The following is a 26,705-nucleotide window of genomic DNA, read 5'->3' on the forward strand; positions in this document are numbered from 1 at the left end:
GCGGCGGCCTCGGCACGCCGGGGCGCGTCGGCCTACAGGGCGCGGGCCCCCGGGTCCACCATGTTCCGCACCGTGCGGGCCTTCACGAAGTCGCCCACCGCCGTCATGTCCCACTCCCCGGAGAACTGGCGGATCAGCTTGGCCATCATCACGCCCGTCTGCGGCTCCGCACCGGTGAGGTCGAAACGGACCAGCTCCTCGCCGGTGGCCGCGTCGACCAGCCGGCAGTAGGCCTTCGCGACCTCCGTGAACTTCTGCCCGGAGAAGGAGTTGACCGTGAACACCAGCCCGGTGACCTCCTGGGGCAGCCGGCCGAGGTCGACGGTGATGACCTCGTCGTCGCCCCCGCCCTCACCGGTCAGGTTGTCCCCGGAGTGGCGGACGGCGCCGTTCAGGATCGTCAGCTTGCCGAAGTAGCAGCTGTCGATGTGGTTGCGCTGCGGGCCGTAGGCGATGACCGAGGCGTCCAGGTCGATGTCCTTGCCCCGGAACGCCGGCTCCCAGCCGAGGCCCATCCGCACCTGCGACAGCAGCGGCCGGCCGTCCTTGACCAGGGAGACGGTCTGGTTCTTCTGCAGGCTGACCCGGCCCTTGTCCAGGTTGATCTTCCCGGCACCCGGCGCGGGCGCGGCCGGGGCCGCGGGCATCGGGGGCGCGGGCGGGGCGACCGGCGGCCGCACGGCGGCCGGGGGCGGGCCGGCCGGCTGCGGCGGGGCCGCGGGGGCGGCGGCCGGCTGCGGCGGTGCGGCCTGGGCGGCGGCCGGCTCCTCCACCGTGACGCCGAAGTCCGTCGCGATGCCCGCGAGCCCGTCGGCGTAACCCTGGCCGACGGCCCGCGCCTTCCACTGGCCGCCCCGGCGGTAGATCTCCACGATGACCAGCGCGGTCTCGGTGCCGAGCTGCGGCGGCGTGAACGTCGCCAGCACGGCGCCCCCGTCCTCGTCCCGGATCGTGGCCGTCGGCTCGATGCCCTGGAAGGACTGCCCGGCCGCGTCCGGACTGGCCGTGACGACGATCTTCTCGATCTCCGGCGGCACGGCGGCGGTGTCGACCGTGACCGCGTCAGGCGCCGTACCGCCACCCGAGCGGTACGTCACGCCCGGTCCCGTGGGCTGGTTGTAGAAGATGAAATCGCCGTCGGACCGCACCTTGCCGTCACCGGTGAGCAGCAGGCCCGACACGTCGAGCCGCACCGGAGCGGTCACGTCCACCGTCACGCGCGCGGCCGGGAGAGGGATGTTCGAGCCAGGGGTCATAGCTGTCATGCCGGGTGAACGAACGACACCGCTTTACCGTTCCCTTACCGGCCGGAACCCGTCGAACGGCCTACGGCACCACCACGATCTTCCGCCCCACCCCCGCCGCGAACCGCTCCAGCGCCTGCGGGTACCGCTCCAGCGGGATCCGGTCGCTGATGAGGACGGCCGGGTCGAGCACCCCGTTCGCGAACAGCTCCGCCGCCCGCTCGAAGCTGTGCAGCACCGCCATGGAGCCGGTGATCGTGATCTCCTGGTTGTAGATCCGGTACGGGTCGATCGTCACCCGTGTCGCGTAGTCCGCCACCCCGAACTGCAGGAACGTGCCCGCCTTCGCCACCCGGTCCAGACCGTCCTGGATCGCCGCCGCGTTGCCGGTCGCGTCGACCACCACGTCCCAGCCCTGCGGCCGGTCGAGTTCGTCGGCGTGCGTCGCGGCGGCCGAGACCCCGAGGAGGCGGGCCGTCTCCAGCCGGGCGGGGTTGACGTCGACCACGTCCACGCTCGCCGCGCCCGTCCGCTTGGCCAGCTCCAGCATCATCAGGCCCATGGTTCCGGAGCCGTAGACCAGCACGTGCGCGCCGAGCCGGGAGCGCAGCACGTCGTAGCCGCGGACCGCGCAGGACAGGGGCTCCACCAGGGCCGCGTCCTCGGTGCGCACGTGCTCGGGCAGCTTCACGCAGTTGGCGGCCGGGGCCACCGCGTAGCGCGCCGCTCCGCCCGCCGTCGTCACGCCGATCGCGGCCCACCGCTCGCACAGGTTGTTGTGGCCGGTGCGGCAGTACCGGCACTCGTGGCAGTACAGGGACGGGTCCACCGCGACCCGGTCGCCCACCGACACCTCCGTGACCCGGGTGCCGACCCCGACGACCTCGCCCGCGAACTCGTGTCCGGGGACGATCGGCAGCTTCGGCGCGAACTCGCCCTGGAGGATGTGCAGGTCGGTGCCGCACAGGCCGCACGCCGCGACCTCGACGACGACCTCGCGGGGGCCGGGCGTCGGGTCGGGGACCTCGGTGACGACGGCGCGGCCCACGGACTCGATGACGGCGGCCTTCATTTCACGGCTCCCAACGAAAGGCCCTGGACCAGCTTGTCCTGGGCGGCGAACCCCGCGGCGAGCACCGGCAGGGAGATGACGAGCGACGCGGCGCACACCTTGGCCAGGAACAGGCCCTGGCTGGTGATGAAGCCGGTCAGGAAGACGGGGGCGGTCTCGGCGACCACGCCCGTGAGGACCCGGGCGAAGAGCAGTTCGTTCCAGCTGAAGATGAAGCAGATCAGGGCGGTGGCGGCGATGCCGGGCAGGGCGATCGGGGCCACCACGCGCGCGAGGACCGTCGGCAGCCGGGCGCCGTCGACCCGCGCCGCCTCGATGACCGCGACCGGCACCTCGGCGAGGAAGGACTGCATCATCCAGACCGCGATCGGCAGGTTCATGGAGGTGTAGAGGACGACCAGCAGCCAGATGTTGTCGAGGAGCCCGGTGTTCCTGGCGAACAGGTAGAGGGGGAGAAGGCCCGCCACGGCCGGCAGCATCTTCGTGGAGAGGAAGAAGAACAGGACGTCCGTCCACTTCCTCACCGGCCGGATCGACAGCGCGTAGGCGGCCGGCAGGGCCAGCAGCAGGACGAGGAGCGTGGAGGCGACCGAGGCCACCGCGGAGTTGACGAGCGCGGGCCACGGGCTCGCTCCGCCGCCGCTGCCGAAGAACTCGCGGTAGCCGTCGAGGGTCGGGGAGGCGGCGAAGGACGGCGGGTTCGTCGCCGCGTCCGCCTCGGAGTGGAAGGACGTCAGGGCCATCCACGCGATCGGCAGGAAGAACACGATCCCGGCGAGCCAGGCCAGCAGGCCGAGCCCGTGACGGCGCAGTACGGCGTTCATGCGCGGGACACCTCCTCGCGGAACAGGGACGACACCACGCGCAGCGCGAAGGTCGCGATGACGATCGAGCCGATGACGACGAGGACGCCGGCGGCCGAGGCCAGGCCGTTCTCGTGGGCCTGGTAGAAGCTCTGGTAGACGGTGTAGGGCAGGTTGGCGGTGCCGAGTCCGCCGGACGTGATCGTGAAGACCGCGTCGAAGTTCTGGACGATGTAAATCGAGCCCAGCAGGGCGCCGAGTTCGAGGTAGCGGCGCAGGTGCGGGAGGGTGAGGTGGCGGAAGATCTGCCAGCCGCCCGCGCCGTCGACCCGGGCGGCCTCGATCTGCTGCTGGTCCCGGCTCTGCAGGCCGGCCAGCAGGATCAGCATCATGAACGGCGTCCACTGCCACACCAGGGAGGCCTCGACCGCGAGCAGCGGGGTGCGGGAGACCCAGTCCGGCTGTGGGCCGCCCACAGAGTGCAGCAACCCGTTGAACAAGCCGTATTCGGGGTTGTAGAGGACATGTTTCCAGAGCAGGGCCGCGGCGACCGGCACCACCAGGAAGGGCGCGATGAGCAGGGTGCGCACGATGCCCCGGCCGCGGAACCTCCGGTCCAGCAGCAGTGCCAGCGTAAGCCCCAGGACCAGGCTGGCCAGCACCACCGCCGCCGTGAGCAGCACGGTCGTCCAGACCGAGTGGCGCAGGCCGGCGTCGGTCAGCACCTGGCGGTAGTTGTCCAGGCCGGTGAAGCGGCGGGCCTTGGGATAGAGGGCGTTCCAGTCGAAGAAGGAGATCACCAGCGTGGCCACGAACGGCAGCTGGGTGACCGCGATCATGAAGACGAGGGCGGGCAGCAGCGGGGCGCGGGTGGCCCAGGCGCGCAGCCGGGCCGAGGGCTGCCGGGCCGTTCTCCCGGGGGCGGCCGCGAGGGGGGGCCGTGGTCGTCGCTGTCATCGTCCCTCGTACTCCTTCGAGATCTTCTCGGCGAGCGCCTGCGATGTCTTCAAGGCGGCCTCCACGGACCGGCGTCCGGCGATGGCCGCGCTGATCTCCTGCGAGACCCTGGTGCCGAGGTCGGTGAACTCGGGGATGCCGACGAACTGGATGCCGGGCGCGGGCCGCGGCTGCACGCCGGGGTCGTCCGGCCGGGCGCTCTCGATGGCCTCCCTGGTCGTCTCCTGGAACGCGGCGGCAGACTTGCGGTAGTCGGGGTCGGCGTAGGTCGACGCCCGTTTGCCGGCCGGGACGTTCGACCAGCCGCTGGTCTCGCCGACCAGCCGCTCGTAGCCCTTGCCCGACGCCCAGGAGACGAACTTCCAGGCCTTGTCGGGGTTGCGGGAGGACTGCTGGATGCCCCAGGCCCAGGTGTAGAGCCAGCCGGAGGACCGGGTGCGCTCGACGGGGGCGGGGGCGTAGCCCAGCTTCCCCCTGACCGGGGATCCGGCCGCCTCCAGCAGTCCGGCCGCGGAGGTGGCGTCGTACCACATGGCGACCTTGCCCTGGGTCATGTTGTTCAGGCACTCGGCGAAGCCGGACTGGGCGGCGCCGGACTCGCCGTGCGCGCGGACGAGGCCGACGTAGAACTTCGTCGCCTCCTCGAAGGCGGGGGAGTCGAGCCGGGCCTTCCAGTCCTTGTCGAACCAGGTGCCGCCGAAGGTGTTCACGACGGTGGTGAGCGGTGCCGTCAGCTCGCCCCAGCCGGGCAGTCCGCGCAGGCAGATGCCCCGCATGCCGGGCACGGCGCCGTCCGCCTTCGCGGCCAGGTCGGCGACCTGCCGCCAGGTGGGACGGGCGGGCATCGTCAGGCCCTTCGCCGCGAACACGTCCTTGCGGTACATGAGGAAGGAGGACTCGCCGTAGAAGGGCTGCCCGTAGAGCCGGCCGTCGTCGCCGGTGAGGGACTGGCGCATCGGCTTCAGGACGTCCTGTTCGTCGTACGAAGGGTCCTTCGCGACGTACGAGTTCATCTCGTGCAGCCAGCCGTTGCGGGCGTAGACCGGTATCTCGTAGTTGGACAGGGTGGCCACGTCGTACTGGCCGGCCTGGTTGGCGAAGTCCTGGCTGATCTTGTCGCGGACGTCGTTCTCGGGCAGGACGGTGAAGTTGACCTTGATGCCGGTGTCCTTGGTGAAGTGGGCGGCGGTCAGCTTCTGCAGCTCGGTCATCTGGGGGTTGTTGACCATCAGGACGTTGATGGCGTCGCCGCCGGAACCGGTCCCGCCGGCACCGGCCCAGCAGCCGGAGAGCAGCGGGGCGAGCAGCGTCCCTGCGGCGGCCAGGGCGAGCGTGGCTCGCGGCCTCCGTCGGCTCGGGGTGCGCATGAATCGCTCCTGGAGGTATGCGAAGTACGGGGACATAAGGGGCGTCAGCGGGGGTGGAACGCTCCGCGGGGGCGGGCGTTCGGCGGATCAGACCCGGATGACCTGCGGGCCCAGCAGGGAGTAGCGGTGGGCCTCGGCGGCCGGGAGGAGCGTGCTGGTCACGATCGTCTCCAGCGCGCCGATCTCCGCGAACCGGCAGAAGCCGACCGCGCCGAACTTGGTGTGCACGCCCGCGAAGACGGTGCGGCGGGCGGCCCGGACGGCCTGTGCCTTGACCTCCCCGACCGCGGGATCGGGGGTGGTCAGGCCGTGTTCGCGGGAGATGCCGTTGGCCCCGATGTAGGCGAGGTCGATCACGAAGCCGGCCAGCATCTTCGTCGTCCAGTGGTCGACGGTGGCCAGCGTGCCCGGGCGGACCCGGCCGCCGAGCAGCAGCACGGAGACCCGGTCGGCCTCCGCGAGGGCGCCCGCGACTGGCAGGGACGCGGTGACCACGGTCAGCGGCCGGTCCCTGGGCAGTGCCTCGGCGATGAGCTGCGGGGTGAAGCCCTCGTCGACGAAGACCGTCTCGGCGTCCCCGAGCAGCTCGGCCGCCGCGGCGGCGATCCGGCGCTTCTCGGGGACATGGCTGGTGGCGCGGAAGGCGAGGGTCGTCTCGAAGCCGGCGCTCTCCACCGGGTAGGCGCCGCCGTGGGTGCGGCGGACCAATCCGTGGTCCTCCAGGACGCGCAGATCGCGCCGGACGGTCTCCTTGGCCACGCCGAGGGCGGCGGCCAGCGCGGTGACGTCCACCGAGCCGGTGGCGCGGGCGGCCCGCACGATCTCGCGCCGGCGTTCTTCCGTCGTCCTGGTGGCCATGTCGTCACCCGCTTCCCTGTGGAACTGCCCGTTCGGGCCATGGGGGAAGTTCTACCGCCGGTGCGCACCGCTGACCAGGCCTGTTGCGGGCCCGATACTGCCCGCTTGTGCCCGCTTCCCGCGGGCCGTGTCCGCCGCGGACCTGCGCGGCTGTCCGGGGCGGAGTGGGAACGGGCACGGCGGATGCCCGGACACGGCGGCGGGCGGGCCCGTTCGGTGCCCGCCCGCGCGCGTGGACGATCGTTTCCGGCCGCCGGGACCCGGGACCGCCGGGACCGCCCGGACCGTCCCGAGGCCGGCGAAGGCCGCCGCCGGAGAGAGGGCCGGCGGTCCGGCGAGGGGGTCAGTACGGCCAGATCGGCGGGTCGTTCACGAAGTGGCCGCCCAGGTGGCCGTGGGCCGGGTTCTCCGGGTCCAGCTCGCCCTGCTCGGCGATGAGCTTCTCGGCGTACGGCTCGGAGTCGTCCTGCGGCTCGTAGCCGAGCGAGCGCGCGGTGGTCAGGTCCCACCACAGGCGGGTGTTGGCGGAGGAGCCGTAGACCACCGTGTGGCCGACCTCCTCGGCGGTCAGCGCCGCGTGGAAGAGGCGGGCGCCGTCGGCCGGGCTCATCCACACCGAGAGCATCCGGACGCTGGTGGGCTCGGGGAAGCAGGAGCCGATGCGCACGGAGACGGTCTCCAGGCCGTGCTTGTCCCAGTAGAGCTGGGCCAGGTCCTCGCCGAAGGACTTCGACAGGCCGTAGAAGGTGTCGGGGCGGCGCGGGGTGTCGACGGGGATCAGCGGATCGCCCGCGCGCGGGGCCGGGGTGAAGCCGACGGCGTGGTTGGAGGAGGCGAAGACGATCCGCGGCACGCCTTCCTGGCGGGCGGCCTCGTACAGGTGGTAGGTGCCCTCGATGTTCGACCGCAGGATCTTCTCGAAGGGCGCCTCCAGGGAGATCCCCGCGAGGTGCAGGACCGCGTCCACGCCCCGCACCGCCTCGCGCAGCGCCTCCCTGTCGGTGAGGTCGGCGGTGATCGCGTCCGGCTCGCCCTCGATGCTCCGCACGTCCAGCAGGCGCAGCGTGTAGCCGTACTCCGGCAGCAGGGACCGCATCAGGGTGCCGAGCCCGCCGGCGGCGCCGGTGAGCAGGATCGTACGGGGAGCGGGCATCCTCGGTTCTCCTTGTGGCCGATATTCACATACGTGGACACGCTAAAGAGTTCACCGGGTGCCGTCAAGTGTCGCGTGACGGCGGCGAATTCGCTGCCGGTCGTGCGGGTTTGCCTGCTTGACCTGCCGCAAGAAGGCGCTTTAGCGTGGTGATGTTCAGAAATATGGACGTGGATCAGAAACGTGCACCGGATCGGCACCATGCACCGGCGTGTCCCAAGGGAGAGCCCGTGACGCCAGCCCCTCTGACCGAACGGCTCCGAGACCCGAGCGGGCCGCTCTTCTTCCCCGTCACGGCCTACGGCCCCGGCGGCTCACTCGACCTGGACGTCTACCGCACCCACGTGCGCCGGGGCGTGGCGGCCGGTGCCGCCGCCGTCTTCGCCGCCTGCGGCACCGGGGAGTTCCACGCGCTGCTGCCGGAGGAGTTCGCAGCCTGCGTCCGGGCGGCCGTCGAGGCGGCCGAGGGACGCGTCCCGGTCGTCGCGGGCGCCGGCTACGGCACCGCGCTCGCCGTCCGCTACGCGCACCTCGCCGCCGACGCGGGCGCCGACGGCATCCTCGCCCTGCCGCCGTACCTCGTCCTCGCCGGCCAGGAGGGCCTGCTGCGCCACTACCGGGAGATCGCCGCGGCCACCGGCCTGCCCGTCATCGTCTACCAGCGCGACAACGCGGTCCTCACCCCGTCCACCGTCGTCGAACTGGCGCGCACCGAGGGCGTCATCGGCCTCAAGGACGGCCTCGGCGACCTCGACCTCGTGCAGCGCGTCGTCAGCGCCGTCCGCACCGAGGCCCCCGGCGACTTCCTCTACTTCAACGGCCTGCCCACCGCCGAGCAGACCCAGCTCGCCTACCGCGCCCTCGGCATCACCCTCTACTCCTCGGCGGTGTTCTGCTTCGCACCGGAGATCGCCCTCGCCTTCCACCGCGCCCTGCGGACCGGCGACCTGCCCACCGCGCACCGTCTCCTCGACGGCTTCTACCGCCCGTTCGTGGAACTGCGCTCCCGGGGCCGCGGCTACGCCGTCTCCCTCGTCAAGGCCGGGGTACGGCTGCGCGGCCTGGACGTCGGCGAGGTCCGGCCCCCGCTGCACGAACCGGCCGAGGACCACGTCAAACAGCTCGCCCAGCTGATCGAACGCGGCTACGGGCTGCTGGAGGAGGACGCGTGAAGGCGTCGGCGTTCGTCTACCCCTGGGACGTCGACGGGGACCCCGCCGCCCCCGAACGGATCGCCGGGCTCGGCGTGGAGCAGGTGACCCTGGCCGCCGCCTACCACTCCACCCGCGCCCTCACCCCCCGCCACCCCCGCCACCGCATCGTCACCGCCGAGTACGCGGCCGTCCTCTACCCGCCGGGCGACCGCTGGGCGGGCCGCGGCCTGCGCCCCTACCCCGCCGGCCGCTGGGCCCCCGGCGACGCCTACGGCCGGGCCGCCGACGCCCTCGCCGCGGCCGGCCTGGAGGTGCACACCTGGGTCGTCCTCGCCCACAACTCCCGCCTGGGCGCCGAACACCCCGACACCTCCGTCGTCAACGCCTACGGCGACCGCTACCCGTGGGCGCCCTGCGTCGCCCAGCCCGCCACGCGCGCGTACCTGGTCGACCTGGCCGCCGAGGCCGCCGTACGCCCCGGCGCGCACGGCACCGAACTGGAGTCCCTCGGCTGGTACGGGCTGGCGCACCTGCACGCCCACGACAAGACCGCCGGCGTCTGCCTGGGGGACGCCGGGCAGTACCTGATGTCCCTGTGCTTCTGCCCGTCCTGCCGGGCCGGTTACGGCGACCGGGGCCTGGACGCCGACGCGCTCGCCGCGGCCGTACGCGAGGCCCTGGAGCCGCTGTGGCGGAGCACGGCCGACGACGAGGGCTGGCCCACCGTGGAGAAGCTGCTCGGCGAGGACACGGCGGCCGCCACGCGCGCGTGGCGCGACTCTGCCGCCCGCACCCTCCAGGAGGAGGCCGTGGCCGCCGTACGCGCCGCCGCGCCCGACGGCTTCCAGGTACTGCTGCACGCCGACCCGGTCACCTACCACTGCGGGGCCAACGCGGGCGTCGACCCCGCGCACATCCTGTCCGTGGCCGACGGCGTCGTGGTGCCCTGCACCGGGGGTACGGCCCTGCTGGCGCCCTTCGCCGGGCGAGCGCGGGCGGGAACGGTGCTGGCCGCCAACCTCACGGTCGTCTCCGGCATGGGCGGCAGCCCCGGCACGCTCGCGGCGGACGCGGCACGCGCGCGTGCCGGCGGCGCGACGGAACTGCGGCTGTATCACGCCGGGTTGGCGTCCGACGGGGACCTCGCGGCGGTCCGCGAGGCACTCTCCGGGCGCTGAGCCAGCGGCAGCGCCGTCAGCAGCAGCGCCAGGCCGTACAGCGGCAGCAGCAGCGCGGGGCCGGCCGGCTCGACCAGGCCGGCCCCGAGCGCGAGGCCGAGCACGTTCGGGGTGAAGAGAAGCGTGTGGGCGGTGGCCGTCGCCCGGCCGAGCAGCGGGCCGGGGGTCTCCCGCTGCACCGCGGTGAGCACGGCGATCAGCACACAGGGCAGCCCCAGACCGCCCGCCGCGCCGCAGGCCCAGGCCACCGGGTCCGACGGCACCGCCCGCGCGGCCACCGCGATCCCCGTCAGCGCGATCCCGGCCGCAGCGAGGCGCCGCGCGCCCAGCCGCCGCAGCGCCGGCCCGGCGAGCAGCCCGGCGGCCACCGAGCCGGCGCCCTGGACGGCGTACAGCACGCCCGTGTAGGCGGGGGAGTGGCCGAGGCGGTCGACCACGGCGTACAGCGTCGTGCTGCCCAGCGCGGTCAGCAGCATCGTCGTACCGCCCGCCCGGACCAGCGGGCGCAGCAGCGGGTGGCCCCACACGTGCAGGAAGCCCTCCGCGGTCTGCCTCCGCCGGCTCTCGCCGGACCGGGCGGGCCGCTCCTCGCGCACCCGCAGCAGGGCGCACAGCCCGGCGGCCAGCACGAAGGTCGCGGCGTCCAGGCAGGCCACGGCCGGACCGCCGTACACCGTGTAGAGACCCGCTCCGGTCAGCGGGGCGACGAGTTTCATCCCCTCCGTGACGGCCGTCCGCAGCCCGTTGAGGTCACCGAGCAGCTCCGGGCCCACCACGGCGGTCAGCAGCGCCGACTCCGCGGCGTCGTGGACGACCCCGGCGGTGCCGTACAGGAACAGGACGGTGAACAGCAGCCACAGGCGGCCGGGGGAGCCGACGGCGAAGAGGGCGGGCAGCAGGGCCGCCAGGCCGAGGTCCAGGGCGATCAGCAGGGGCCTGCGCGGCAGGCGGTCGGCGAGCGTGCCCAGGGCCGGGCCGGCCAGGGTGGGCGCCCACATCGCGAGCGGGCACAGGGCGGCCAGGCCGTCGGAGCCGGTCAGCTCCTTCACCCACACACCCGACGCCAGCCACAGCGAGGAGGTGCCGAAGCCGGACACCATCAGGGCCGTCACGTACAGCCGCGCGTTGCGGTCCCGCAGCACCCGGAACAGGGTCAGGGAAGTCGTCATACCCGGTCATCGTGGGTCTGAGACGGGGGGCCGCGGATCGGGCAGACGCCCTGGGCGCGCGCGGTCGTCTGTGCGGGGGAAGAGGCAGAGACGGGCGATGTGACGGGTGACGGCCGACGGGAGACGGGGGGAGACGCGGTGGGCGGCGGGCGTGGCGGCGAGATCCCGTCGGAACCTGGCACCGGGGCCCCTGGGGCGCACGGGGCCGGAACCCTACCGTCGACCGCATGCGCTACCTCGCCCCCCTTCTCGTCGGCTTGCTCTACGTCACCCTCATGTCCCTCGTACCGGAACGCCACCGGCGCCGCCTCAACGCGGTCATGGTGGCCGGTGCCGGGGCCGCCTACCTCAGCGGCGGCGGCCTCGGCGGCTGGGAGTTCGCGTTCACGGCGGTCGCCACCTTCGTCGCCTACAAGGGCCTGGACTCCTGGGCGTTCATCGGCCTCGGCTGGCTGCTGCACACCGCGTGGGACGTCGTCCACCACCTCAAGGGCCATCCGATCATCCCCTTCGCGCACGACGCGTCGTTCGGCTGCGCGCTGTGCGACCCGGTGATCGCCCTCTGGTGCCTCGGCGGCGGCCGTGCGCCGTGGGAGTGGGCGCGCCGCACCGATGAGTTTCCGGGCGCCGGCCGGTCAGCCCTCGGTACCCGGAGCACGACCCTGAAGGAGTGAGCATGACCGTGATCGACCTCGGCCCGCAGACCAGGATCGTGGCCCGGCTCGCCGAGTCCGTGACGGACGCGCAGCTGACCGCCGCGACACCGTGCCCGGGCCAGGCGGTGCACCGGCTGCTGGGCCATCTGCTGACGCTGTCCGTGGCCTTCCGGGACGCCGCACGCAAGGACCTCGGCACGACGACCGACACCCGCCCGGACACCGTGCCCTGGGAGCTCGGCCCCGGCTGGCGCGAGGAACTCCCGAAGGCGCTGGACGAGCTGGCCGACGCCTGGCGCGACCCGGCCGCCTGGACCGGTGACACCCGCGCCGGCGGCGTGGACCTTCCGGGCGCGGTCGCGGGCGCCGTCGTCGCCGACGAGCTGGTGATCCACGGCTGGGACCTGGCCCGCGCCACCGGCCAGGCCTACACCCCGGACCCGGCCGCCCTCGACTCGGCCCTCGCCCTCCTCCGCGCCGCGGCCGACGACCCGAACCGCGGCGACGGCCTCTTCGGCCCGGTCGTCCCGGTCCCACCGGAGGCACCCCCGCTGGACCGGGCGGTGGGGCTGAGCGGACGGGACCCGGGGTGGGGGCGGGCGAGCGCCTGAGGGGCGGGGCTCGGGCGATGCCTGCGGCCTGAGGGGCTGGCAGGGCTGGTGTGACTGCGCGCGGTAGTTGGCCCGCCTGGCCAAGCAGGTGCTCAGATCCGCGCCCGTGCGTCAGCCGCCGTGGAGGCCTCACTCGTCGCGACGGCCGTCACTGCTGCTTGCCCGCGCCGGAGTGGAGCACAACCTCCGCTATCTCCCGCACGCGGTCCAGCGTGATCCCCGTGCGCTGTTCGACGGCGAGGGGATGGTCGGTGGGTTCGAGCTCAACGAGGGGGCGCTCACCGACCGGACGGGTATGCACGTGTGTCTTCAGGTTGAGGGTGGTGGGGTAGACCGGTAGGTCGGTGGTGAGCCAGCCGAAGTACGGCTTCTCGGCCTCGCGGCCGGGGGTGTCCCACAGGTCCACAGCCCTGGAGAAGCTGTCGCGGCTGAGCGAGACCCATACGCCCCAGGAGAACACCTCGTCACTGTCGATGACCGGTATCTCGATCATGCCCTTGACGAAGTAGTGCTGTCCGCGGACCACGCACTGGTCCGCGGACAGAAGGCTGTCATCGGCGCCGGCAGAGGCCGGGTCCCACACGGCCGGAGCCTCAGCCGTGTAGTTCATCGGCAGCTCAGGGTGGTGGGCTCCGCAGCACGAGCAGGTGAAGCCGAAAGTGCTGGTCATGGTGCTGGAGACTAGTGAAGCCCTTCAGAATCGTCGCGGGCGGGTCCCCTCCAGCCGGCCCCTGCGGGCCAGCCATCGCGCTCAGGAGCCCACCAGCGTGCTCAAGGGCCAACCATCGCGCTCAGTCACAGCTGGGGCGGCGCCAGGGGGCCTCAGGGGCCGGCGGGGTGCTGACGGCTCCCTGGGCGGCCCGCGGGACGGACGGAGGGCGGGCGGGCGGTGCCCGCGGGGGCCTGAGGGGGCGGGGCGCGGGCGGCGTCTGTGGGGGAGTGCGGGGGCTGAGGGTGAGGTGGCGCTGGTCAGGCCTGGGTGGCCGGTGGGGGTGACCGAGGGGGAGGTGCGCGAGCCGTCCGGCGTGGGTACGTCGGCGGAGGTGCCGGAGGGTGTGGTGCGCGGGCGGCCAGGCCCGGGCGGTGCCGGCGGGGTGAGCCGGAGGGTGAGGCGCGGACCGCGAGGTCCGCGCGGTGTCGGAGGGTGAGGCCCGGGCGGCATCGACGTGTGCCGGGGCGATCCCCGTGCGTGCCTGGGCGGCTCCCGTCGTGCCTGGGCGGCCCCGCGCGTGCCTGGTTCACCCCCGCGGGTGCCTGGGTGACCGCGGCACTCGGCAGGCCGGTGTCTGAGTGGCCGAGCGGCTTCCGCATGAGTAGCTCGGCCGGTGTGCCGCGCCTCCGCCCCCGGTTCACTGACCGCATGACGACCTCGCACATCGCGCCGCCCGCTGCCGGCAGGAGCGGGCGGGACCCCCGGGGCTGGGTGGCCCCGGCGATCGCCACGGCCCTGATGGTTCCGCTCGGCGCGCTCGCCCTCCTCTTCGGCGGACTGTCCGTGATGGCCACGGACAGCTGCGGTCCCGACCTCTGCTCGGCCGCTCTCGACACGGCGCTGGCCTGGATCGACGGCATGACGCGCATCGGCGGCCCGCTCTCCGGCGCGGCCCTGTTCACCGCGTGGCTGCTGCCCTGGACCCGCCGCTGGTCGGCGCTGCGCGTGTGGTTGTCCCTCGGTGCGCTGGTCCCGCCGCTGACCGTGCTGTACCTGGCGCTCATGCTGCCCGCGCCCTGACCGGCCCCCCTCGCCGCAGACCGACCCCGTACGGCCGGACCCTGGGCCGACCGGCGGTCGCCGGGCGGCGGGAGTGGCGCATTGGGCCTACGGTGCCCCTGAGAGGGGGGCTGTCCGATCGGGTACGGAGGAGACCGCCATGCAGGAGCACTACGTGTGGGTGACGACGCGCCGCCTTCAGCCGGGCACGCTCGACGACTTCGAGAGGGCGTGGCGCCCGGAGCCCGCGCCGCGAGGCCTGCAGCGGGCCTACGCCTACTGGTCCGAGGACGGACAGGAGGTCACCGGGGTCTCCTTCTGGGAGTCACGGGAGGCGTGCGACGCATGGCGGACCTCCGAGCCGGAGGAGCGGCGGCGCGCGGCCATGGCCCCGTACGTCGCCGAGGAGCGCGAAGGCTTCTACCGCGGCCGCGAACTCGCCCTGCCCAGCGCCACCCGCGGGTGAACGCGGCGCCCCGGGTCACCGCGCCCACGGTGGAGACATGAGCGAGATCGTCGTCATGTACGAGTTCGAACGGCCCGTGGCCGCGGCACGCACCCCTGCGGACGGACCGTCCGACGCGGAACCGCTCCCCCGCAGGGTGCACGCGGCGCCCGCCGCCCCCGGCAGGGCCGACGCGGTCGGCCCACGGACCCTGTGCGGCAAGGACACCTTCGCCATGGCCCGTGCTCCCCGGCCGCCTTCCCCGGCCCCCGGCGAGCCGTGGTACCCCGGCGAGTACGCGTCCCGGGTCTGCCCGGACTGCGACGCGGTGATGGAGATCTGACCGGTCCCGGGCCCCTCGCGTCGTACGCTCCTTCCCATGCCGCTCACCCTCACCGTCCTCGGCACCGCCTCGCCCCACCCGGGCCCCGACCGGCCCTGCTCCGGGTATCTGCTGTCCGGCGGGGGCGCCGAGGTGTGGGTGGACGCGGGGCCCGGGACGTTCGCCGCGTTGCAGCGGCACACGGATCCGGCGCGCCTCACCGCGATCTGGATCTCCCACCTGCACGCCGACCACAGCGCCGATCTGCTCGCCGCCGCCTACGCGTTCGCCTACGGCGGGATGACCCCGCCCGCCCCGGTCCCGGTGTACGCGCCGGAGGGCTGCGCACGCCGGCTGGCCGGCTTCTTCGGGCGGCCGGACGTCGACTTCCTCAAGGGCGTCCTCGACTTCCGCGACCTGTACGACGGCCACGACGTCCGGCACTGGAACCTCCGCCTGACCGCCCGCGCCGTCGCCCACGGCACCGAGGCCTACGGGCTGCGCGCCGAATGCCAGGGCAGTGTGTTCGCGTACTCCGGGGACAGCGGCCCCTGTCCCGCGCTCACCGAACTCGCCGCCCGAGCCGACCTGTTCCTGTGCGAGGCCGACATCGACGTCCATCGCGACGGCGAACAGGTCCACCTGACACCGGAGGACGCCGGCCGCATCGCCGGTGAGGCCCGGGTGCGCGAGCTGCTCGTCACCCACGTCGGCCCCACGCTCAGCCGCGAGTCGGCCACCGCGCGCGCCGCCACCGCCTCCGGCCGGCCCACGTTCACCGCCGTCGAGGGCCACCTCCACAGCGTCTGAGCACAACCGACTTCCTTTGTCAGAAGCATTGACGAAAGCCGGGCCCCCTCCTACCTTCAACGCGTCGTACTTCGTACGTCATATATGAGACGCGATATGTGAGATCCGAGAGGGCCGCATGACCTCTGTGCCCACCCCGATCCCGTCCCGCACGCAGTACGTGCTGGACGCGATCAAACACCGCATCCTCACCGGGCGGCTGACCCCCGGTCAGCCCCTGGTCGAGGCGGAGCTGGCCGCGCAGTTCGGGGTGTCCAAGACCCCGGTGCGGGAGGCGCTGAAGACCCTCGCCGGGACCGGCCTGGTCGTGATGAGCCAGTACAAGGGCGTCACGGTGCGCATGGTGGACGCGGACATGGCGCGCGAGGTCTACGACGTACGCCTGCTGCTCGAACCCGAGGCCCTGCGCCGGGCCGTCGCGCGAGGCGCCTCCCTCGACGCCGCCCGTTCCGCGCTGACCCGCGCCGACACCGCCACCGACACCGCCGAACGCTCCCTCGCCAACCGCGACTTCCACCGCGCCCTCTACCTGCCGTGCGGCAACCCGCTGCTCGGCCGGATGCTGGACGAGGTCCGCGACCAGGCCGCCCTCGTCTCCGCCGTCGCCTGGTCCGCCGACCCCTCCTGGGAGCGGGAGGCCGAGGAGCACCGGGAGATCCTCCGGCTAGCGCTGGACGGCGACGCGGACGGCGCCGCGAGCGCCCTGCACGACCACATCGCGTCCTTCGTGCGCCGTGCGTTCCCCGAGTCCCTCCCCGAGGAAGGCCAGTAATGAGCAGCGTGACGTTCGAGACCCAACGGGCGGCCCTGGCCGACGTGGTGGCCATCCCGGTGACCCCCTTCGCCGAGGACGGCTCCGTCGACACCGGCACCCACCGGGCCCTGCTGCGTCGCCTGCTCGACGGCGGGATCAGGACGCTCACCCCCAACGGCAACACCGGCGAGTTCTACGCCCTCACCCCGGAGGAGCGCCGCCTGGTCGCCGAGCTGACCGCCGAGGAGGCCGGCGACCGCGCCGCCCTGCTCGTCGGCGTCGGACACGACCTGCCCACCGCGATCGCCTCCGCCCGGCACGCCCGCGACGTCGGCGCCCGGATGGTGATGGTCCACCAGCCGGTGCACCCGTACGTCTCGGCGGCCGGCTGGGTCGACTACCACCGCGCCATCGCCGAGGCCGTCCCGGAGCTGGGCGTGGTGCCGTACCTGCGCAACCCCCAGCTCCCCGGCGCCCGGCTCGCCGAACTCGCCGACCACTGCCCGAACGTGATCGGCGTCAAGTACGCCGTCCCGGACGCCGCCCGGTTCGCGGCCTTCGCCCGCGACGCGGGCCTGGACCGCTTCGTCTGGGTCGCCGGCCTCGCCGAACCGTACGCGCCCTCCTACTTCTCCGCCGGCGCCACCGGCTTCACCTCCGGACTCGTGAACGTCTCCCCGGCCGTCTCGCTGAACATGATCGAAGCGCTTCGATCCGGTGACTACCAGGCCGCCATGAAGGTCTGGGAGCAGATCCGCCGCTTCGAGGAGCTGCGCGCCGCGCACGGCAACGCCAACAACGTCACCGTCGTCAAGGAGGCCCTCGCCGCGCTCGGCCTGTGCCGCCGGGACGTCCGCCCGCCGAGCAGGCCGCTGCCGGAGGACGAGCGCGCCGAGGTCGCCGCCATCGTCGCCGGGTGGTCGATATGACCGGCAGGAAGCGTCCCGAGGAACTCAGGAGCCACCAGTGGTACGGCACCGACGGGCTCCGCTCCTTCAGTCACCGCGCCCGCACCCGCCAGCTCGGCTACCTGCCCGAGGAACACCTCGGCAAGCCGGTCATCGCGATCCTCAACACCTGGTCCGACATCAACCCCTGCCACGTCCACCTCCGCGACCGCGCCCAGGCCGTCAAGCGCGGGGTGTGGCAGGCGGGCGGCTTCCCGCTGGAGTTCCCGGTCTCCACCCTCAGCGAGACCTTCCAGAAGCCGACCCCCATGCTCTACCGCAACCTGCTCGCCATGGAGACCGAGGAACTGCTGCGCTCCTACCCGGTCGACGGCGCGGTGCTCATGGGCGGCTGCGACAAGTCCACGCCCGCGCTGCTGATGGGCGCCGCCTCCGTGGACCTGCCGTGCGTCTTCGTCCCGGCCGGGCCCATGCTGCCGGGCCACTGGCGCGGCGAGGTCCTCGGTTCCGGCACCGACATGTGGAAGTACTGGGACGACAAGCGGGCCGGCCTCATCGGCGACTGCGAGATGGCCGAGCTGGAGAGCGGCCTGGCCCGCTCGCCCGGCCACTGCATGACGATGGGGACGGCGTCCACGCTCACCGCCGCGGCCGAGGCGCTGGGGGTGACCGTGCCGGGGGCGTCCAGCATCCCGGCGGTGGACTCCGGGCACGATCGGATGGCGGCACGATCCGGCATGAGGATCGTTGAACAAGTCCACAAGGGACGCAGGCTCTCCGACATCCTCACCCGCGAGGCCTTCGAGGACGCCGTCACCACCGTGCTCGGCCTCGGCGGCTCCACCAACGCCGTGATCCACCTGATCGCCATGGCCGGCCGCGCGGGCGTCCGGCTCACCCTGGACGACTTCGACCGCGTCGCCCGCACGGTCCCGGTCCTCGCCAACGTCCGCCCCGGCGGCCGGACGTACCTGATGGAGGACTTCCACTTCGCCGGCGGCCTGCCCGGCTTCCTCTCCCGGATCACCGACCTGCTCCACCTGGACCGGCCGACGGTGTCCTACGACACCCTGCGCGAGCAGCTCACCGGCGCGCAGGTCCACGACGACGACGTCATCCGCACCCGCGACAACCCGGTCGCGGGCGAGGGCGGGGTCGCCGTGCTGCGCGGCAACCTCTGCCCGGACGGCGCCGTCATCAAGCACATCGCCGCCGAGCCGCACCTGCTCAGGCACACCGGGCCGGCCGTCGTCTTCGACGACTACCGCACGATGCAGCGCACCATCAACGACCCCTCGCTCGGCATCACCGCCGACAGCGTGCTGGTGCTGCGCAACGCCGGCCCCAAGGGCGGCCCCGGCATGCCCGAGTACGGCATGCTCCCCCTCCCCGACCATTTGCTGAAGCAGGGCGTGCGGGACATGGTCCGTATCTCCGACGCCCGGATGAGCGGCACGAGTTACGGCACCTGCGTGCTGCACGTCGCCCCGGAGTCGTACATCGGCGGCCCCCTGGCGCTCGTCCGCTCCGGGGACCTCATCACCCTGGACGTCGAGGCCCGCAGCCTCCGTCTCCACGTGGACGACGCGGAGCTGGAGCGCAGGCGGGCCGCGTGGACGCCGCCGCCCGCCCGGTACGAACGCGGCTACGGCGCCCTCTACACCGAGCAGATCACCCAGGCCGACACCGGCTGCGACTTCGCGTTCCTGGCCCGCCCGGGCACCGTGCCCGACCCGTACGCCGGCTGACCCAGTCCTACACCCCGGTCGTCGAAGCGCTTCCGCACGTGTACGAAGCAAGCGCTTCCCATACCCGCTCCCACGCCCGCCCGTCACCCGACCACCCCTTCACGGACGCCCTTCGGGCGGCACCCGTCAACTGCGAACGGAGAACAGTCATGGCCCAAGCCGCAGCCGTGGCGAAACCGCCCGCGCCACCCCGGCGGCGCCGTGCCTCCGCGACCCCGCGCAGGCTGCCGTACCTGCTGATCGCCCCGGCGGCCCTGCTGATGCTGGGCTTCATCGCCTACCCGGTGCTCAGCGTCTTCTACTACAGCCTGCAGAACCACAACCCCACCAAACCGTGGCGGAACGGCTTCGCGGGCCTCGGCAACTTCACCCAGGTCTTCGCCCACGACCCGCAGTTCTGGGACACGCTCACCTTCAGCGCCAAGTGGGTCGTGGTCGAGGTCGGGCTGCAACTGCTCTTCGGCCTGGCGCTGGCGCTCATCGTCAACCAGACCTTCGCCGGCCGGGCACTGGGACGCGCGCTGGTCTTCTCGCCCTGGGCCGTCTCCGGCGTGCTGACCTCCGCGATCTGGGTACTGCTCTACAACTCCCAGACCGGCATCACCCGTTACCTGGCGGACGCCGGCATCGGCTCCTACGGCACCAGCTGGCTGTCGGACCCCTCGACCGTCTTCCCGGCGGCGGTGCTCGCCGACCTCTGGCGGGGCGTCCCCTTCTTCGCGATCCTCATCCTCGCCGACCTCCAGTCCGTCTCCAAGGACCTGTACGAGGCCGCCGAGGTCGACGGGGCGAGCCGGCTCAGGCAGTTCTGGCACATCACCCTGCCCCACCTGAAGGACGCCATCGTGCTGTCCACGCTGCTGCGCGCGGTGTGGGAGTTCAACAACGTCGACCTGCTCTACACGCTGACCGGCGGCGGCCCGGCCGGGGAGACCACGACCCTTCCCCTCTACATCGCCAACACCAGCGTCGACGCCCACAACTTCGGCTACGCCTCCGCCCTGACCACGGTGGCGTTCGTGATCCTTCTCTTCTGCTCGATCGTCTACCTGCGGCTGAGCAAGTTCGGAGGCGACTCCAAGTGATCACCGAGATCGCTCCCGCACCCGAGAAGGCGGCGGCCGAGCCCGCCAGGACCCCCAAGGGGCGCCGTTCCTGGGACGAGGTCCCACGCTGGCAGATCTACGTCCCCCTGACGGTGTACCTCCTGTTCACCCTGGTCCCCTTCTACTGGATCCTGCTCTTCGCGCTCCGCCCGGCCGGCTCCACCTCGCTGGTCCCCTGGCCCGTGACCTTCGAGCACTTCCAGAAGGTGTGGACCGAGCGCAGCTTCGGCACCTACTTCACCAACAGCGTCTACGTCGGTCTCGCCACCCTGGTGCTGACCACCGTGGTCGCCCTGGCCGGCGGGTACGCCCTCGCCCGCTTCGACTTCCGGCTCAAGCGCGGGTTCATGCTGGCCCTGCTGTGCTCCCAGTTCGTGCCGGGCGCGCTGCTGCTGGTGCCGCTGTTCCAGATCTTCGCCAGGCTGTCGATGATCAATTCCCTGGGCAGTGTCGTCATCGCCGAGACCGTCTTCCAGCTGCCGCTGTCGATGATCCTGATCAGCGGGTTCATCCGGAACGTTCCGTACTCCCTGGAGGAGGCCGCCTGGGTGGACGGCTGCAACCGGTTCACCGGCTTCCGGATCGTGGTGCTGCCGCTGCTGCGGCCCGGCCTGATCGCCGTCGGCTCCTTCGCCTTCGTGCACGCCTGGAACCACTTCCTGTTCGCCCTGATGTTCCTGTCCGACCCGGGCAAGCAGACCATCCCGGTCGGCCTCAACACCCTGATGAGCGCGGACAGCGTCGACCTGGGCGCCCTGGCGGCGGGCGGCATCATCGCGGCCGTACCCGTGGTGATCGTGTTCGCCTTCATCCAGAAGTGGCTCATCACCGGCTTCAGCGCGGGGGCGGTGAAGGGATGAGCGTCGACGTCGTCCTCGCCGGGGCGCGCGGCCACGGCCGCTGGCACCTGGACAACCTCCGCCGCCTCCAGAGCGCGGGTCTGGTCCGGCTGGCCGGGATCTGCGAGCCGGCCCCGCTGACCGGGGAGGAGATCCCGGACGGGCTCGGCACGCCCGAGCAGTCCGCCGACCTCGGCGCGCTCCTGGACTCCACCGGCGCGCGGATCGCCGTGGTCTGCACGCCGATCCCCACCCACACCGACCTGGCCCTCACCGCCGCCGCACGCGGGGCGCACCTGCTGCTGGAGAAGCCGCCCGCACCCTCGTACGCCGAGTTCCGCCGCATGGCCGACGGGGTCCGGAAGGCCGGGGTGGCCTGCCAGATCGGTTTCCAGTCGCTCGGCTCGCACGCGGTCCCCGCGATCCGGCGCCTCATCGCCGAGGGCGCGATCGGCGAGGTCGTCGGGGTCGGCGGGGCCGGGGCCTGGGCCCGGGACGAGGCCTACTACCGGCGGGCGCCCTGGGCGGGCCGGCGCCGGCTGAACGGGGCCGACGTGGTCGACGGGGTCCTCACCAACCCCCTCGCGCACGCCGTCGCCACCGGCCTCGCCCTGCTCGGCACGGTCCGCGCCGAGGACGTCACCGGCGTCGAGACGGAGCTGCTGCGCGCCAACGCCATCCAGTCCGACGACACCTCCTGCGTCCGCGTCCACACCCCGCGCGGGCCCGTCACGGTCGCGGCGACCCTGTGCGCCGAACACCCCGGGGAGCCGTACCTGCTGGTGCACGGCAGAAGCGGCCGGATCACCTTCTGGTACAAGCAGGACCGGGTGCTGCTCCAGCGCACCGGCCACGGCCCGGAGGAGACCGAGTACGGCCGCACCGACCTGCTGGAGAACCTTGTCGGGCACCTGGAGCACGGCACTCCGCTGCTGGTCCCGCCGGACGACACCGGCGCCTTCATGCGGGTCGTCGAGGCCGTCCGCACGGCCCCCGACCCGGCACCGCTGCCCGAGCACGCCTGGCGGCTGCTGCCCGCCGAGCACCGCCGGATCGTGCCCGGCATCGACGGCCTGGTCACCGCGGCCGCCGCCACCCTCTCCCTCTACTCCGAACTGGGCGCTTCCTGGTCCCCGCCCGGCAGCCCCCTGCCGAATGACCTGTCGAACGACCTGTCGAACGAGGTGAGCACCTGATGACGTCCCCCGACAGCCTGGTCCTGCGGGTCGCGGGCCGCCCGGTCGGCCGCTACGTCACCCGGCCCGAGCTGCCCGCCCGGCTCTCCCCGCGCCCCTACCTGCACCCCGTCACCACCCTGGCCGGCACGGCGGTCACCGAGGCGGGCCCCGCCGACCACGCACACCACCTCGGCGTCGGTGTCGCCGTTCCCGACGTCGAGGGGCACAACTTCTGGGGCGGCCGGACCTTCGTCCGCGACCGGGGTCCGACCGAACTGGACGACCACGGCGCCCAGCGGCACACCGCCTTCCAGCTCCGCGACCCCGACGGCTTCGTGGAGGAGCTGCGCTGGGTGGCCGCCGGAAAGACGTTGCTGCGCGAGCGCCGTACGGTCGCGGCCGACGGACTCACGGACACCGCCTGGGCGCTGGACTTCACCTTCTCCCTCACCAACGTGACCACCGCGCTCCTGTCGATCGGCAGCCCCGCCACCAACGGCCGGCCCGGCGCGGCCTACGGCGGCTTCTTCTGGCGGGCCCGCAAGGACTCCCGCACCCCGGAGGTCTTCACCGCCGACCGCGACGGCGAGGCGGAGACGCACGGCACCCGGGCCGACTGGCTCGCGCTGGCGGGCGAGGGCTGGACGCTGGTGTTCGCCGGGGCCACCGAGGACACCCGCCGGGACCCGTGGTTCGTCCGGGCCGCCGAGTACCCCGGCGTGGGCTCCTCCCTCGCGCACACCGAGCGGCTGGCCGTCCCGCCCGGCGCGACCGTCGTACGCCGGGTGGTCACGGTCGTCGCCGACGGCACCCTGACCCGGGGCGAGGCGGCGGCCCTGGCCCGCAAGGCGGTGAGCCAGTGACCACCACCGGCACCTACACCAACCCGGTCCTCAACGCCGACTGGTCCGACCCGGACGTGGTCCGCGCCGGCGACGACTTCTACCTCACCGCCTCCAGCTTCGGCCGTGCCCCCGGCCTGCCCCTGCTGCACTCCCGCGACCTCGTCCACTGGACCCTCGTCGGCCACGCCCTGGAACGCCTCGTACCGGAGGAGGAGTTCACGGCGCCCCGGCACGACCGCGGGGTCTGGGCACCCGCCATCCGGCACCACGACGACCGCTTCTGGATCTTCTGGGGCGACCCCGACCAGGGCGTCTTCCAGGTCAACGCACCCCAAATCCGCGGCCCCTGGACCCGCCCCCGCCTCGTCAAGGCCGGCAGGGGACTGATCGACCCGTGCCCCCTGTGGGACGACGAGACCGGCGAGGCCTACCTCGTGCACGCCTGGGCCAGATCCCGCTCCGGCGTCAAGAACCGGCTCACCGGCCACCGGATGCACCCCGACGGCACGTCGCTGCTCGACGAGGGCAAGGTGATCGTCGACGGGGACCGCATCCCCGGCTGGTTCACCCTGGAGGGGCCGAAGCTGTACCGGCACGACGGCTGGTTCTGGATCCTCGCCCCCGCCGGGGGAGTGGAGACCGGCTGGCAGGGCGCGTTCCGCTCACGCGGCTTCTTCGGCCCGTACGAGGAACGGATCGTCCTGGAGCAGCGGGACACCGACGTCAACGGGCCCCACCAGGGCGGCTGGGTCCGCACCGCGGCCGGCGAGGACTGGTTCCTGCACTTCCAGCAGCGCGGCGCCTACGGCAGGGTGGTCCACCTCCAGCCGATGCGCTGGGGCGACGACGGCTGGCCGGTCCTCGGCGACGAGGGCGCCCCCGTCGCCGTCCACCGCCGGCCCGGTCTGCCGCCGCAGCCGCCGGCCGCGCCCCCCACCGACGACGACTTCCCCGGCGGACGGTACGGCCGCCAGTGGCAGTGGACCGCCAACCCCGGCGACGGCTGGGCCACCCAGACCTCCGCGGACGGCCTGCGGCTGACCTGCGTCCGCTCGGCCGACGTCCACGACCCGCGGAAGCTGCCGAACGTCCTCACCCAGCGGCTGCCAGGCCTGCCGGGCGCCGTCGAGGTCGAGTTGCGGCTGGAGGGCACCGAGCCGGGCGCGCGGGCGGGGCTGGTGGTGCTCGGGGACGCGTGCGCGTGGATCGGCCTGGAGCGCGGGAGCGACGGCACGGTCCGGCTCGTGCACCGGTTCGCGGAGGCGGTGGCCGAGCGCGAACGCGACGCCGGGGTGCCCCGCCCCGCTCCCCAGGGACGGGCGCGGCTGCGGATCGAGGCCGGTGCGGGGGCGCGCTGCCGGTTCCGGTACGACGTCGGGGACGGCCTGCGCTCCTCCGGTCCCGTCTTCGCGGCCACCCCCTGGCGCTGGGTCGGCGCCCTGCTCGGTCTGTTCGCCGTCGCGCCCGAGGGACCGGGACCCGCCGGGACGGCGACGTTCACCCGGTTCCGGATCATCCCCGACGCCTGATCCCCCACGCCTCATCCTCCGTTGGATCCAGAAGAAGAGAGCCGACCATGACCACAAGCAGCATCCGCATCCGCAGAAACAGGCGCGCCGCCCTGGCCGTCGCCCTGGGCTCCGTGCTCGCCCTGACCGCGACCGCCTGCGGCGACGACGGCAGCGGCGGCGCGGGGGAGAAGGGGAACGAGGGCTCGGGCAAGGGCACGATCACCTTCTGGGACAGCAACGGCGGTGTCCGCACCGACGTCTGGAAGCAGATCATCGCCGACTTCGAGAACGCGTACCCGGACATCAAGGTCAAGTACGTCGGCATCCCGGCGGCCGGCGCCCAGTCCAAGTACGACACCGCCATCCAGGGCGGCGGCCTGCCGGACGTCGGCGGCGTGGGCACCGCGATGCTCGCCGAGGTCGCGGTCCAGGGCGCGCTGGAGCCGCTGGACGGCCGGCTGGAGAAGAGCCCGCTGAACGGGAAGCTGAGCCGGAACCTGATCGACGTCAGCAAGGCGGCGGGCGGCGGGGGCGCGCTGTACCAGGTGCCGACCTCCGCGAACAACGGCACGCTGTGGTACCGGACCGACCTGTTCGAGAAGGCCGGCCTGGACGCGCCGACCACCTGGTCGAAGTTCTACGAGGCCGCCGCCAGGCTCACGGACAAGGGGAGGAACCAGTTCGGCTTCACCATCCGCGGCGGCGAGGGCGCCATCGCGCCGGCCCTCGACGCGATGTACGGGCAGACCGGGATCACGTCGTTCTGGAAAGGCGACAGGACCACCGTCAACGATCCCAGGAACGTGGCCGCTCTGGAGAAGTACGTCGCGCTCTACAAGAAGGACACCCCGTCCGCCGACGTGAACAACGACTTCACCAAGATGGTCGCCCAGTGGGACAGCGGCACGATCGGCATGCTGAGCCACAACCTGGGCTCGTACCAGGACCACCTGAAGGCGCTGGGCAAGGAGAAGTTCCGGGGCGTTCCGAACCCCACGCTGGACGACGGTACCCGGGTGCAGGTCTCCAACCCGGTGGACGGGCTCAGCCTGTTCAGGTCGAGCAAGAACAAGGCGGCGGCCTGGAAGTTCATCGAGTTCGCCGTCTCCGCCAAGGAGAACTCCAAGTTCAACGAGTCGGCGGGGCAGGTCCCGGCGAACACCGACGCGGCCGGGGACGCGTGGATCCGGCGGGCCGAGCCGACGAAGCTGGCGGCCGAGGCGCTGAACGGGGGCGACACGAAGATCGTGCAGTTGCCGTACTACCTGCCCGACTGGAACACGATCTCCAAGGCGGACAACGAGCCGAACTTCCAGAAGACGCTGCTCGGGAAGATGAGCGCGAAGGAGTTCCTGGACACGCTGGCCGATCAGCTGAACGAGGCGCAGGCCGACTGGAAGAAGAACCACTGACCACGCGCGTGGTCGCGCCCGTGGGGAACTGCGGGCGCCTCGTGGCCGGCCGCGCAGTTCCCCGTGCCCCCGGGCAGGTCCCGTTCTCCTGAATCGAAAGGCACAGGCTGTGTCCCTCACGCGCAGACACGTCACGTCCGCCGCTCTCGCCGCCGTCCCCCTCGCCGGGCGTTCCCCGCGCACGTCCCGGACGCTCCACGTCGCCGGTGACTCCACCGCCGCACAGAAGTACGCCGACGCCGCTCCCGAGACCGGCTGGGGAACGGCGATGCCCTTCTTCCTCCGCAAGGAGGTGAAAGTCGCCAACCACGCGGTCAACGGGCGGAGTTCGAAGAGCTTCGTCGACGAGGGCCGGCTCGACGCGATCCTCGCCGAGATCCGCACCGGCGACTTCCTGGTCGTCCAGTTCGCGCACAACGACGAGAAGGCCACCGATCCCGCTCGCGCCACCGAGCCCTGGACGACGTACCAGCACTACCTGCGGCTGTACATCGACGGGGCCCGGTCCCGCGGAGCCCGGCCCGTCCTCGCGACTCCGGTGGAGCGCCGCAGGTTCGACGCCGACGGCAACGCCCAGCCCACCCACGGCGACTACCCGGCGGCCATGCGGGCGCTGGCCGGGGAGGAGGGCGTCGCGCTGCTCGACACGCAGGCGCTGTCGCTCGCGCTGTGGCAGCGGCTCGGGGTGGAGGAGACGAAGACCTGCTTCAACTGGACCGCCACCGAACAGGACAACACGCACTTCAATCCGCCGGGCGCGATCGCCGTGGCCCGGCTCGTCGCGCAGGAGCTGTTGCGCACCCGGGTGCTGGCCCGGCACGACGTCCTACGGCTGCACGAGGACGTCCCGGCGTCCTGGATCACCTGGCCGCCCGCACCCGCATCCTGACCTTC

At 72.9% G+C, this 26,705-nt stretch carries 26 protein-coding genes and 1 pseudogene; 18 read left to right on the forward strand and 9 right to left on the reverse strand.

What is annotated here, in order from left to right:
- Window positions 1-32: 32 nt before the first annotated feature.
- The 7 genes and pseudogenes from ACZ7N4_RS30425 to ACZ7N4_RS30455 all read right to left on the reverse strand — a co-directional run bounded on the left by ACZ7N4_RS30425 (window position 33) and on the right by ACZ7N4_RS30455 (window position 7,454).
- On the reverse strand, window positions 33-1,256 hold the full coding sequence (locus tag ACZ7N4_RS30425; protein ID WP_471364365.1) for a TerD family protein: 1,224 nt from the start codon (window positions 1,254-1,256) through the stop codon (window positions 33-35).
- 70 nt (window positions 1,257-1,326) lie between these two features.
- Window positions 1,327-2,316: a zinc-dependent alcohol dehydrogenase family protein gene (locus ACZ7N4_RS30430; protein WP_471364368.1), complete on the reverse strand. Its 990-nt coding sequence runs from the start codon at window positions 2,314-2,316 to the stop codon at window positions 1,327-1,329.
- Window positions 2,313-3,140: a carbohydrate ABC transporter permease gene (locus ACZ7N4_RS30435; protein ID WP_471364371.1), complete on the reverse strand. Its 828-nt coding sequence runs from the start codon at window positions 3,138-3,140 to the stop codon at window positions 2,313-2,315. Before ACZ7N4_RS30435 ends, ACZ7N4_RS30430 begins: the two co-directional genes overlap by 4 nt.
- A pseudogene (locus ACZ7N4_RS30440) lies at window positions 3,137-4,076 on the reverse strand (carbohydrate ABC transporter permease). The gene ACZ7N4_RS30435 and the pseudogene ACZ7N4_RS30440 overlap by 4 nt, the downstream one beginning before the upstream one ends.
- Window positions 4,073-5,443: an ABC transporter substrate-binding protein gene (locus ACZ7N4_RS30445; RefSeq protein WP_471364374.1), complete on the reverse strand. Its 1,371-nt coding sequence runs from the start codon at window positions 5,441-5,443 to the stop codon at window positions 4,073-4,075. The pseudogene ACZ7N4_RS30440 and the gene ACZ7N4_RS30445 overlap by 4 nt, the downstream one beginning before the upstream one ends.
- 87 nt (window positions 5,444-5,530) lie before the next feature.
- A complete protein-coding gene (locus tag ACZ7N4_RS30450; RefSeq protein ID WP_471364377.1) occupies window positions 5,531-6,301 on the reverse strand; it encodes a DeoR/GlpR family DNA-binding transcription regulator in 771 nt (256 codons plus the stop codon).
- A 343-nt stretch (window positions 6,302-6,644) separates the two neighbouring features.
- Window positions 6,645-7,454, reverse strand: a complete 810-nt coding sequence (locus ACZ7N4_RS30455; protein ID WP_471364380.1) for an NAD-dependent epimerase/dehydratase family protein — start codon at window positions 7,452-7,454, stop codon at window positions 6,645-6,647.
- 230 nt (window positions 7,455-7,684) lie between these two features.
- Here ACZ7N4_RS30455 and ACZ7N4_RS30460 point away from each other — a divergent pair, with 230 nt between their 5' ends.
- Window positions 7,685-8,626 (forward strand): 5-dehydro-4-deoxyglucarate dehydratase, encoded by a 942-nt coding sequence (locus tag ACZ7N4_RS30460; protein ID WP_471364383.1) that lies wholly within the window; start codon window positions 7,685-7,687, stop codon window positions 8,624-8,626.
- Window positions 8,623-9,786, forward strand: coding sequence for a hypothetical protein (locus ACZ7N4_RS30465; protein ID WP_471364385.1), 1,164 nt, complete (start codon window positions 8,623-8,625; stop codon window positions 9,784-9,786). Before ACZ7N4_RS30460 ends, ACZ7N4_RS30465 begins: the two co-directional genes overlap by 4 nt.
- Here ACZ7N4_RS30465 and ACZ7N4_RS30470 read toward each other — a convergent pair.
- Complete coding sequence (locus tag ACZ7N4_RS30470; protein ID WP_471364390.1) at window positions 9,723-10,955, reverse strand: MFS transporter; 1,233 nt, start codon at window positions 10,953-10,955, stop codon at window positions 9,723-9,725. The genes ACZ7N4_RS30465 and ACZ7N4_RS30470 overlap by 64 nt on opposite strands.
- 227 nt (window positions 10,956-11,182) lie before the next feature.
- Here ACZ7N4_RS30470 and ACZ7N4_RS30475 point away from each other — a divergent pair, with 227 nt between their 5' ends.
- Window positions 11,183-11,629 (forward strand): DUF6010 family protein, encoded by a 447-nt coding sequence (locus ACZ7N4_RS30475; protein ID WP_471364394.1) that lies wholly within the window; start codon window positions 11,183-11,185, stop codon window positions 11,627-11,629.
- A gap of 2 nt (window positions 11,630-11,631) precedes the next feature.
- Window positions 11,632-12,222, forward strand: a complete 591-nt coding sequence (locus ACZ7N4_RS30480) for a TIGR03086 family metal-binding protein (RefSeq protein WP_471364396.1) — start codon at window positions 11,632-11,634, stop codon at window positions 12,220-12,222.
- A gap of 148 nt (window positions 12,223-12,370) precedes the next feature.
- On the opposite strand, the gene ACZ7N4_RS30485 is transcribed toward ACZ7N4_RS30480, so the two are convergent.
- Window positions 12,371-12,832, reverse strand: coding sequence for a DUF2199 domain-containing protein (locus ACZ7N4_RS30485; protein WP_471364518.1), 462 nt, complete (start codon window positions 12,830-12,832; stop codon window positions 12,371-12,373).
- A 750-nt stretch (window positions 12,833-13,582) separates the two neighbouring features.
- Here ACZ7N4_RS30485 and ACZ7N4_RS30490 point away from each other — a divergent pair.
- The 14 genes from ACZ7N4_RS30490 to ACZ7N4_RS30555 all read left to right on the forward strand — a co-directional run bounded on the left by ACZ7N4_RS30490 (window position 13,583) and on the right by ACZ7N4_RS30555 (window position 26,700).
- The gene (locus ACZ7N4_RS30490; RefSeq protein ID WP_471364400.1) at window positions 13,583-13,954 is read left to right on the forward strand and encodes a hypothetical protein; all 372 of its coding nucleotides are present in this window, start codon (window positions 13,583-13,585) and stop codon (window positions 13,952-13,954) included.
- A 139-nt stretch (window positions 13,955-14,093) separates the two neighbouring features.
- Entirely contained in the window at window positions 14,094-14,399 is a 306-nt protein-coding gene (locus tag ACZ7N4_RS30495; RefSeq protein WP_471364403.1) for a hypothetical protein, read from the forward strand.
- Between the two features lie 37 nt (window positions 14,400-14,436).
- On the forward strand, window positions 14,437-14,721 hold the full coding sequence (locus tag ACZ7N4_RS30500) for a hypothetical protein (RefSeq protein ID WP_471364406.1): 285 nt from the start codon (window positions 14,437-14,439) through the stop codon (window positions 14,719-14,721).
- A gap of 36 nt (window positions 14,722-14,757) precedes the next feature.
- Window positions 14,758-15,510, forward strand: coding sequence for an MBL fold metallo-hydrolase (locus ACZ7N4_RS30505; RefSeq protein WP_471364409.1), 753 nt, complete (start codon window positions 14,758-14,760; stop codon window positions 15,508-15,510).
- Between the two features lie 118 nt (window positions 15,511-15,628).
- Window positions 15,629-16,282: a GntR family transcriptional regulator gene (locus tag ACZ7N4_RS30510; protein WP_471364412.1), complete on the forward strand. Its 654-nt coding sequence runs from the start codon at window positions 15,629-15,631 to the stop codon at window positions 16,280-16,282.
- Entirely contained in the window at window positions 16,282-17,193 is a 912-nt protein-coding gene (locus tag ACZ7N4_RS30515) for a dihydrodipicolinate synthase family protein (RefSeq protein ID WP_471364415.1), read from the forward strand. The genes ACZ7N4_RS30510 and ACZ7N4_RS30515 overlap by 1 nt, the downstream gene beginning before the upstream one ends.
- On the forward strand, window positions 17,190-18,920 hold the full coding sequence (gene araD, locus ACZ7N4_RS30520; RefSeq protein ID WP_471364417.1) for an L-arabinonate dehydratase: 1,731 nt from the start codon (window positions 17,190-17,192) through the stop codon (window positions 18,918-18,920). The genes ACZ7N4_RS30515 and araD overlap by 4 nt, the downstream gene beginning before the upstream one ends.
- A 149-nt stretch (window positions 18,921-19,069) precedes the next feature.
- Window positions 19,070-20,005, forward strand: a complete 936-nt coding sequence (locus ACZ7N4_RS30525; protein WP_471364420.1) for a carbohydrate ABC transporter permease — start codon at window positions 19,070-19,072, stop codon at window positions 20,003-20,005.
- An 8-nt stretch (window positions 20,006-20,013) separates the two neighbouring features.
- Window positions 20,014-20,886, forward strand: a complete 873-nt coding sequence (locus ACZ7N4_RS30530) for a carbohydrate ABC transporter permease (RefSeq protein ID WP_471364521.1) — start codon at window positions 20,014-20,016, stop codon at window positions 20,884-20,886.
- The gene (locus ACZ7N4_RS30535) at window positions 20,883-22,061 is read left to right on the forward strand and encodes a Gfo/Idh/MocA family protein (protein WP_471364423.1); all 1,179 of its coding nucleotides are present in this window, start codon (window positions 20,883-20,885) and stop codon (window positions 22,059-22,061) included. Before ACZ7N4_RS30530 ends, ACZ7N4_RS30535 begins: the two co-directional genes overlap by 4 nt.
- Entirely contained in the window at window positions 22,061-22,906 is an 846-nt protein-coding gene (locus tag ACZ7N4_RS30540) for a DUF6807 domain-containing protein (RefSeq protein ID WP_471364426.1), read from the forward strand. The genes ACZ7N4_RS30535 and ACZ7N4_RS30540 overlap by 1 nt, the downstream gene beginning before the upstream one ends.
- Entirely contained in the window at window positions 22,903-24,417 is a 1,515-nt protein-coding gene (locus ACZ7N4_RS30545) for a glycoside hydrolase family 43 protein (protein WP_471364429.1), read from the forward strand. Before ACZ7N4_RS30540 ends, ACZ7N4_RS30545 begins: the two co-directional genes overlap by 4 nt.
- A gap of 47 nt (window positions 24,418-24,464) precedes the next feature.
- Window positions 24,465-25,811 (forward strand): ABC transporter substrate-binding protein, encoded by a 1,347-nt coding sequence (locus tag ACZ7N4_RS30550; RefSeq protein WP_471364433.1) that lies wholly within the window; start codon window positions 24,465-24,467, stop codon window positions 25,809-25,811.
- Between the two features lie 109 nt (window positions 25,812-25,920).
- Window positions 25,921-26,700 (forward strand): rhamnogalacturonan acetylesterase, encoded by a 780-nt coding sequence (locus tag ACZ7N4_RS30555; RefSeq protein ID WP_471364436.1) that lies wholly within the window; start codon window positions 25,921-25,923, stop codon window positions 26,698-26,700.
- The last annotated feature ends 5 nt before the right edge of the window (window positions 26,701-26,705 follow it).

It is taken from the genome of Streptomyces sp. NPDC107654 (genome assembly GCF_055639035.1).

What these genes read in the sequence shown, in the direction of transcription:
- ACZ7N4_RS30425 (WP_471364365.1), bottom strand. Translation starts at nt 1,256, where the DNA reads ATGACCCCTGGCTCGAACATCCCTCTCCCGGCCGCGCGCGTGACGGTG.
- ACZ7N4_RS30430 (WP_471364368.1), bottom strand. Translation starts at nt 2,316, where the DNA reads ATGAAGGCCGCCGTCATCGAGTCCGTGGGCCGCGCCGTCGTCACCGAG.
- ACZ7N4_RS30435 (WP_471364371.1), bottom strand. Translation starts at nt 3,140, where the DNA reads ATGAACGCCGTACTGCGCCGTCACGGGCTCGGCCTGCTGGCCTGGCTC.
- ACZ7N4_RS30445 (WP_471364374.1), bottom strand. Translation starts at nt 5,443, where the DNA reads ATGCGCACCCCGAGCCGACGGAGGCCGCGAGCCACGCTCGCCCTGGCC.
- ACZ7N4_RS30450 (WP_471364377.1), bottom strand. Translation starts at nt 6,301, where the DNA reads ATGGCCACCAGGACGACGGAAGAACGCCGGCGCGAGATCGTGCGGGCC.
- ACZ7N4_RS30455 (WP_471364380.1), bottom strand. Translation starts at nt 7,454, where the DNA reads ATGCCCGCTCCCCGTACGATCCTGCTCACCGGCGCCGCCGGCGGGCTC.
- ACZ7N4_RS30470 (WP_471364390.1), bottom strand. Translation starts at nt 10,955, where the DNA reads ATGACGACTTCCCTGACCCTGTTCCGGGTGCTGCGGGACCGCAACGCG.
- ACZ7N4_RS30475 (WP_471364394.1), top strand. Translation starts at nt 11,183, where the DNA reads ATGCGCTACCTCGCCCCCCTTCTCGTCGGCTTGCTCTACGTCACCCTC.
- ACZ7N4_RS30480 (WP_471364396.1), top strand. Translation starts at nt 11,632, where the DNA reads ATGACCGTGATCGACCTCGGCCCGCAGACCAGGATCGTGGCCCGGCTC.
- ACZ7N4_RS30485 (WP_471364518.1), bottom strand. Translation starts at nt 12,832, where the DNA reads ATGAACTACACGGCTGAGGCTCCGGCCGTGTGGGACCCGGCCTCTGCC.
- ACZ7N4_RS30490 (WP_471364400.1), top strand. Translation starts at nt 13,583, where the DNA reads ATGACGACCTCGCACATCGCGCCGCCCGCTGCCGGCAGGAGCGGGCGG.
- ACZ7N4_RS30495 (WP_471364403.1), top strand. Translation starts at nt 14,094, where the DNA reads ATGCAGGAGCACTACGTGTGGGTGACGACGCGCCGCCTTCAGCCGGGC.
- ACZ7N4_RS30500 (WP_471364406.1), top strand. Translation starts at nt 14,437, where the DNA reads ATGAGCGAGATCGTCGTCATGTACGAGTTCGAACGGCCCGTGGCCGCG.
- ACZ7N4_RS30505 (WP_471364409.1), top strand. Translation starts at nt 14,758, where the DNA reads ATGCCGCTCACCCTCACCGTCCTCGGCACCGCCTCGCCCCACCCGGGC.
- ACZ7N4_RS30510 (WP_471364412.1), top strand. Translation starts at nt 15,629, where the DNA reads ATGACCTCTGTGCCCACCCCGATCCCGTCCCGCACGCAGTACGTGCTG.
- ACZ7N4_RS30515 (WP_471364415.1), top strand. Translation starts at nt 16,282, where the DNA reads ATGAGCAGCGTGACGTTCGAGACCCAACGGGCGGCCCTGGCCGACGTG.
- araD (WP_471364417.1), top strand. Translation starts at nt 17,190, where the DNA reads ATGACCGGCAGGAAGCGTCCCGAGGAACTCAGGAGCCACCAGTGGTAC.
- ACZ7N4_RS30525 (WP_471364420.1), top strand. Translation starts at nt 19,070, where the DNA reads ATGGCCCAAGCCGCAGCCGTGGCGAAACCGCCCGCGCCACCCCGGCGG.
- ACZ7N4_RS30535 (WP_471364423.1), top strand. Translation starts at nt 20,883, where the DNA reads ATGAGCGTCGACGTCGTCCTCGCCGGGGCGCGCGGCCACGGCCGCTGG.
- ACZ7N4_RS30540 (WP_471364426.1), top strand. Translation starts at nt 22,061, where the DNA reads ATGACGTCCCCCGACAGCCTGGTCCTGCGGGTCGCGGGCCGCCCGGTC.
- ACZ7N4_RS30550 (WP_471364433.1), top strand. Translation starts at nt 24,465, where the DNA reads ATGACCACAAGCAGCATCCGCATCCGCAGAAACAGGCGCGCCGCCCTG.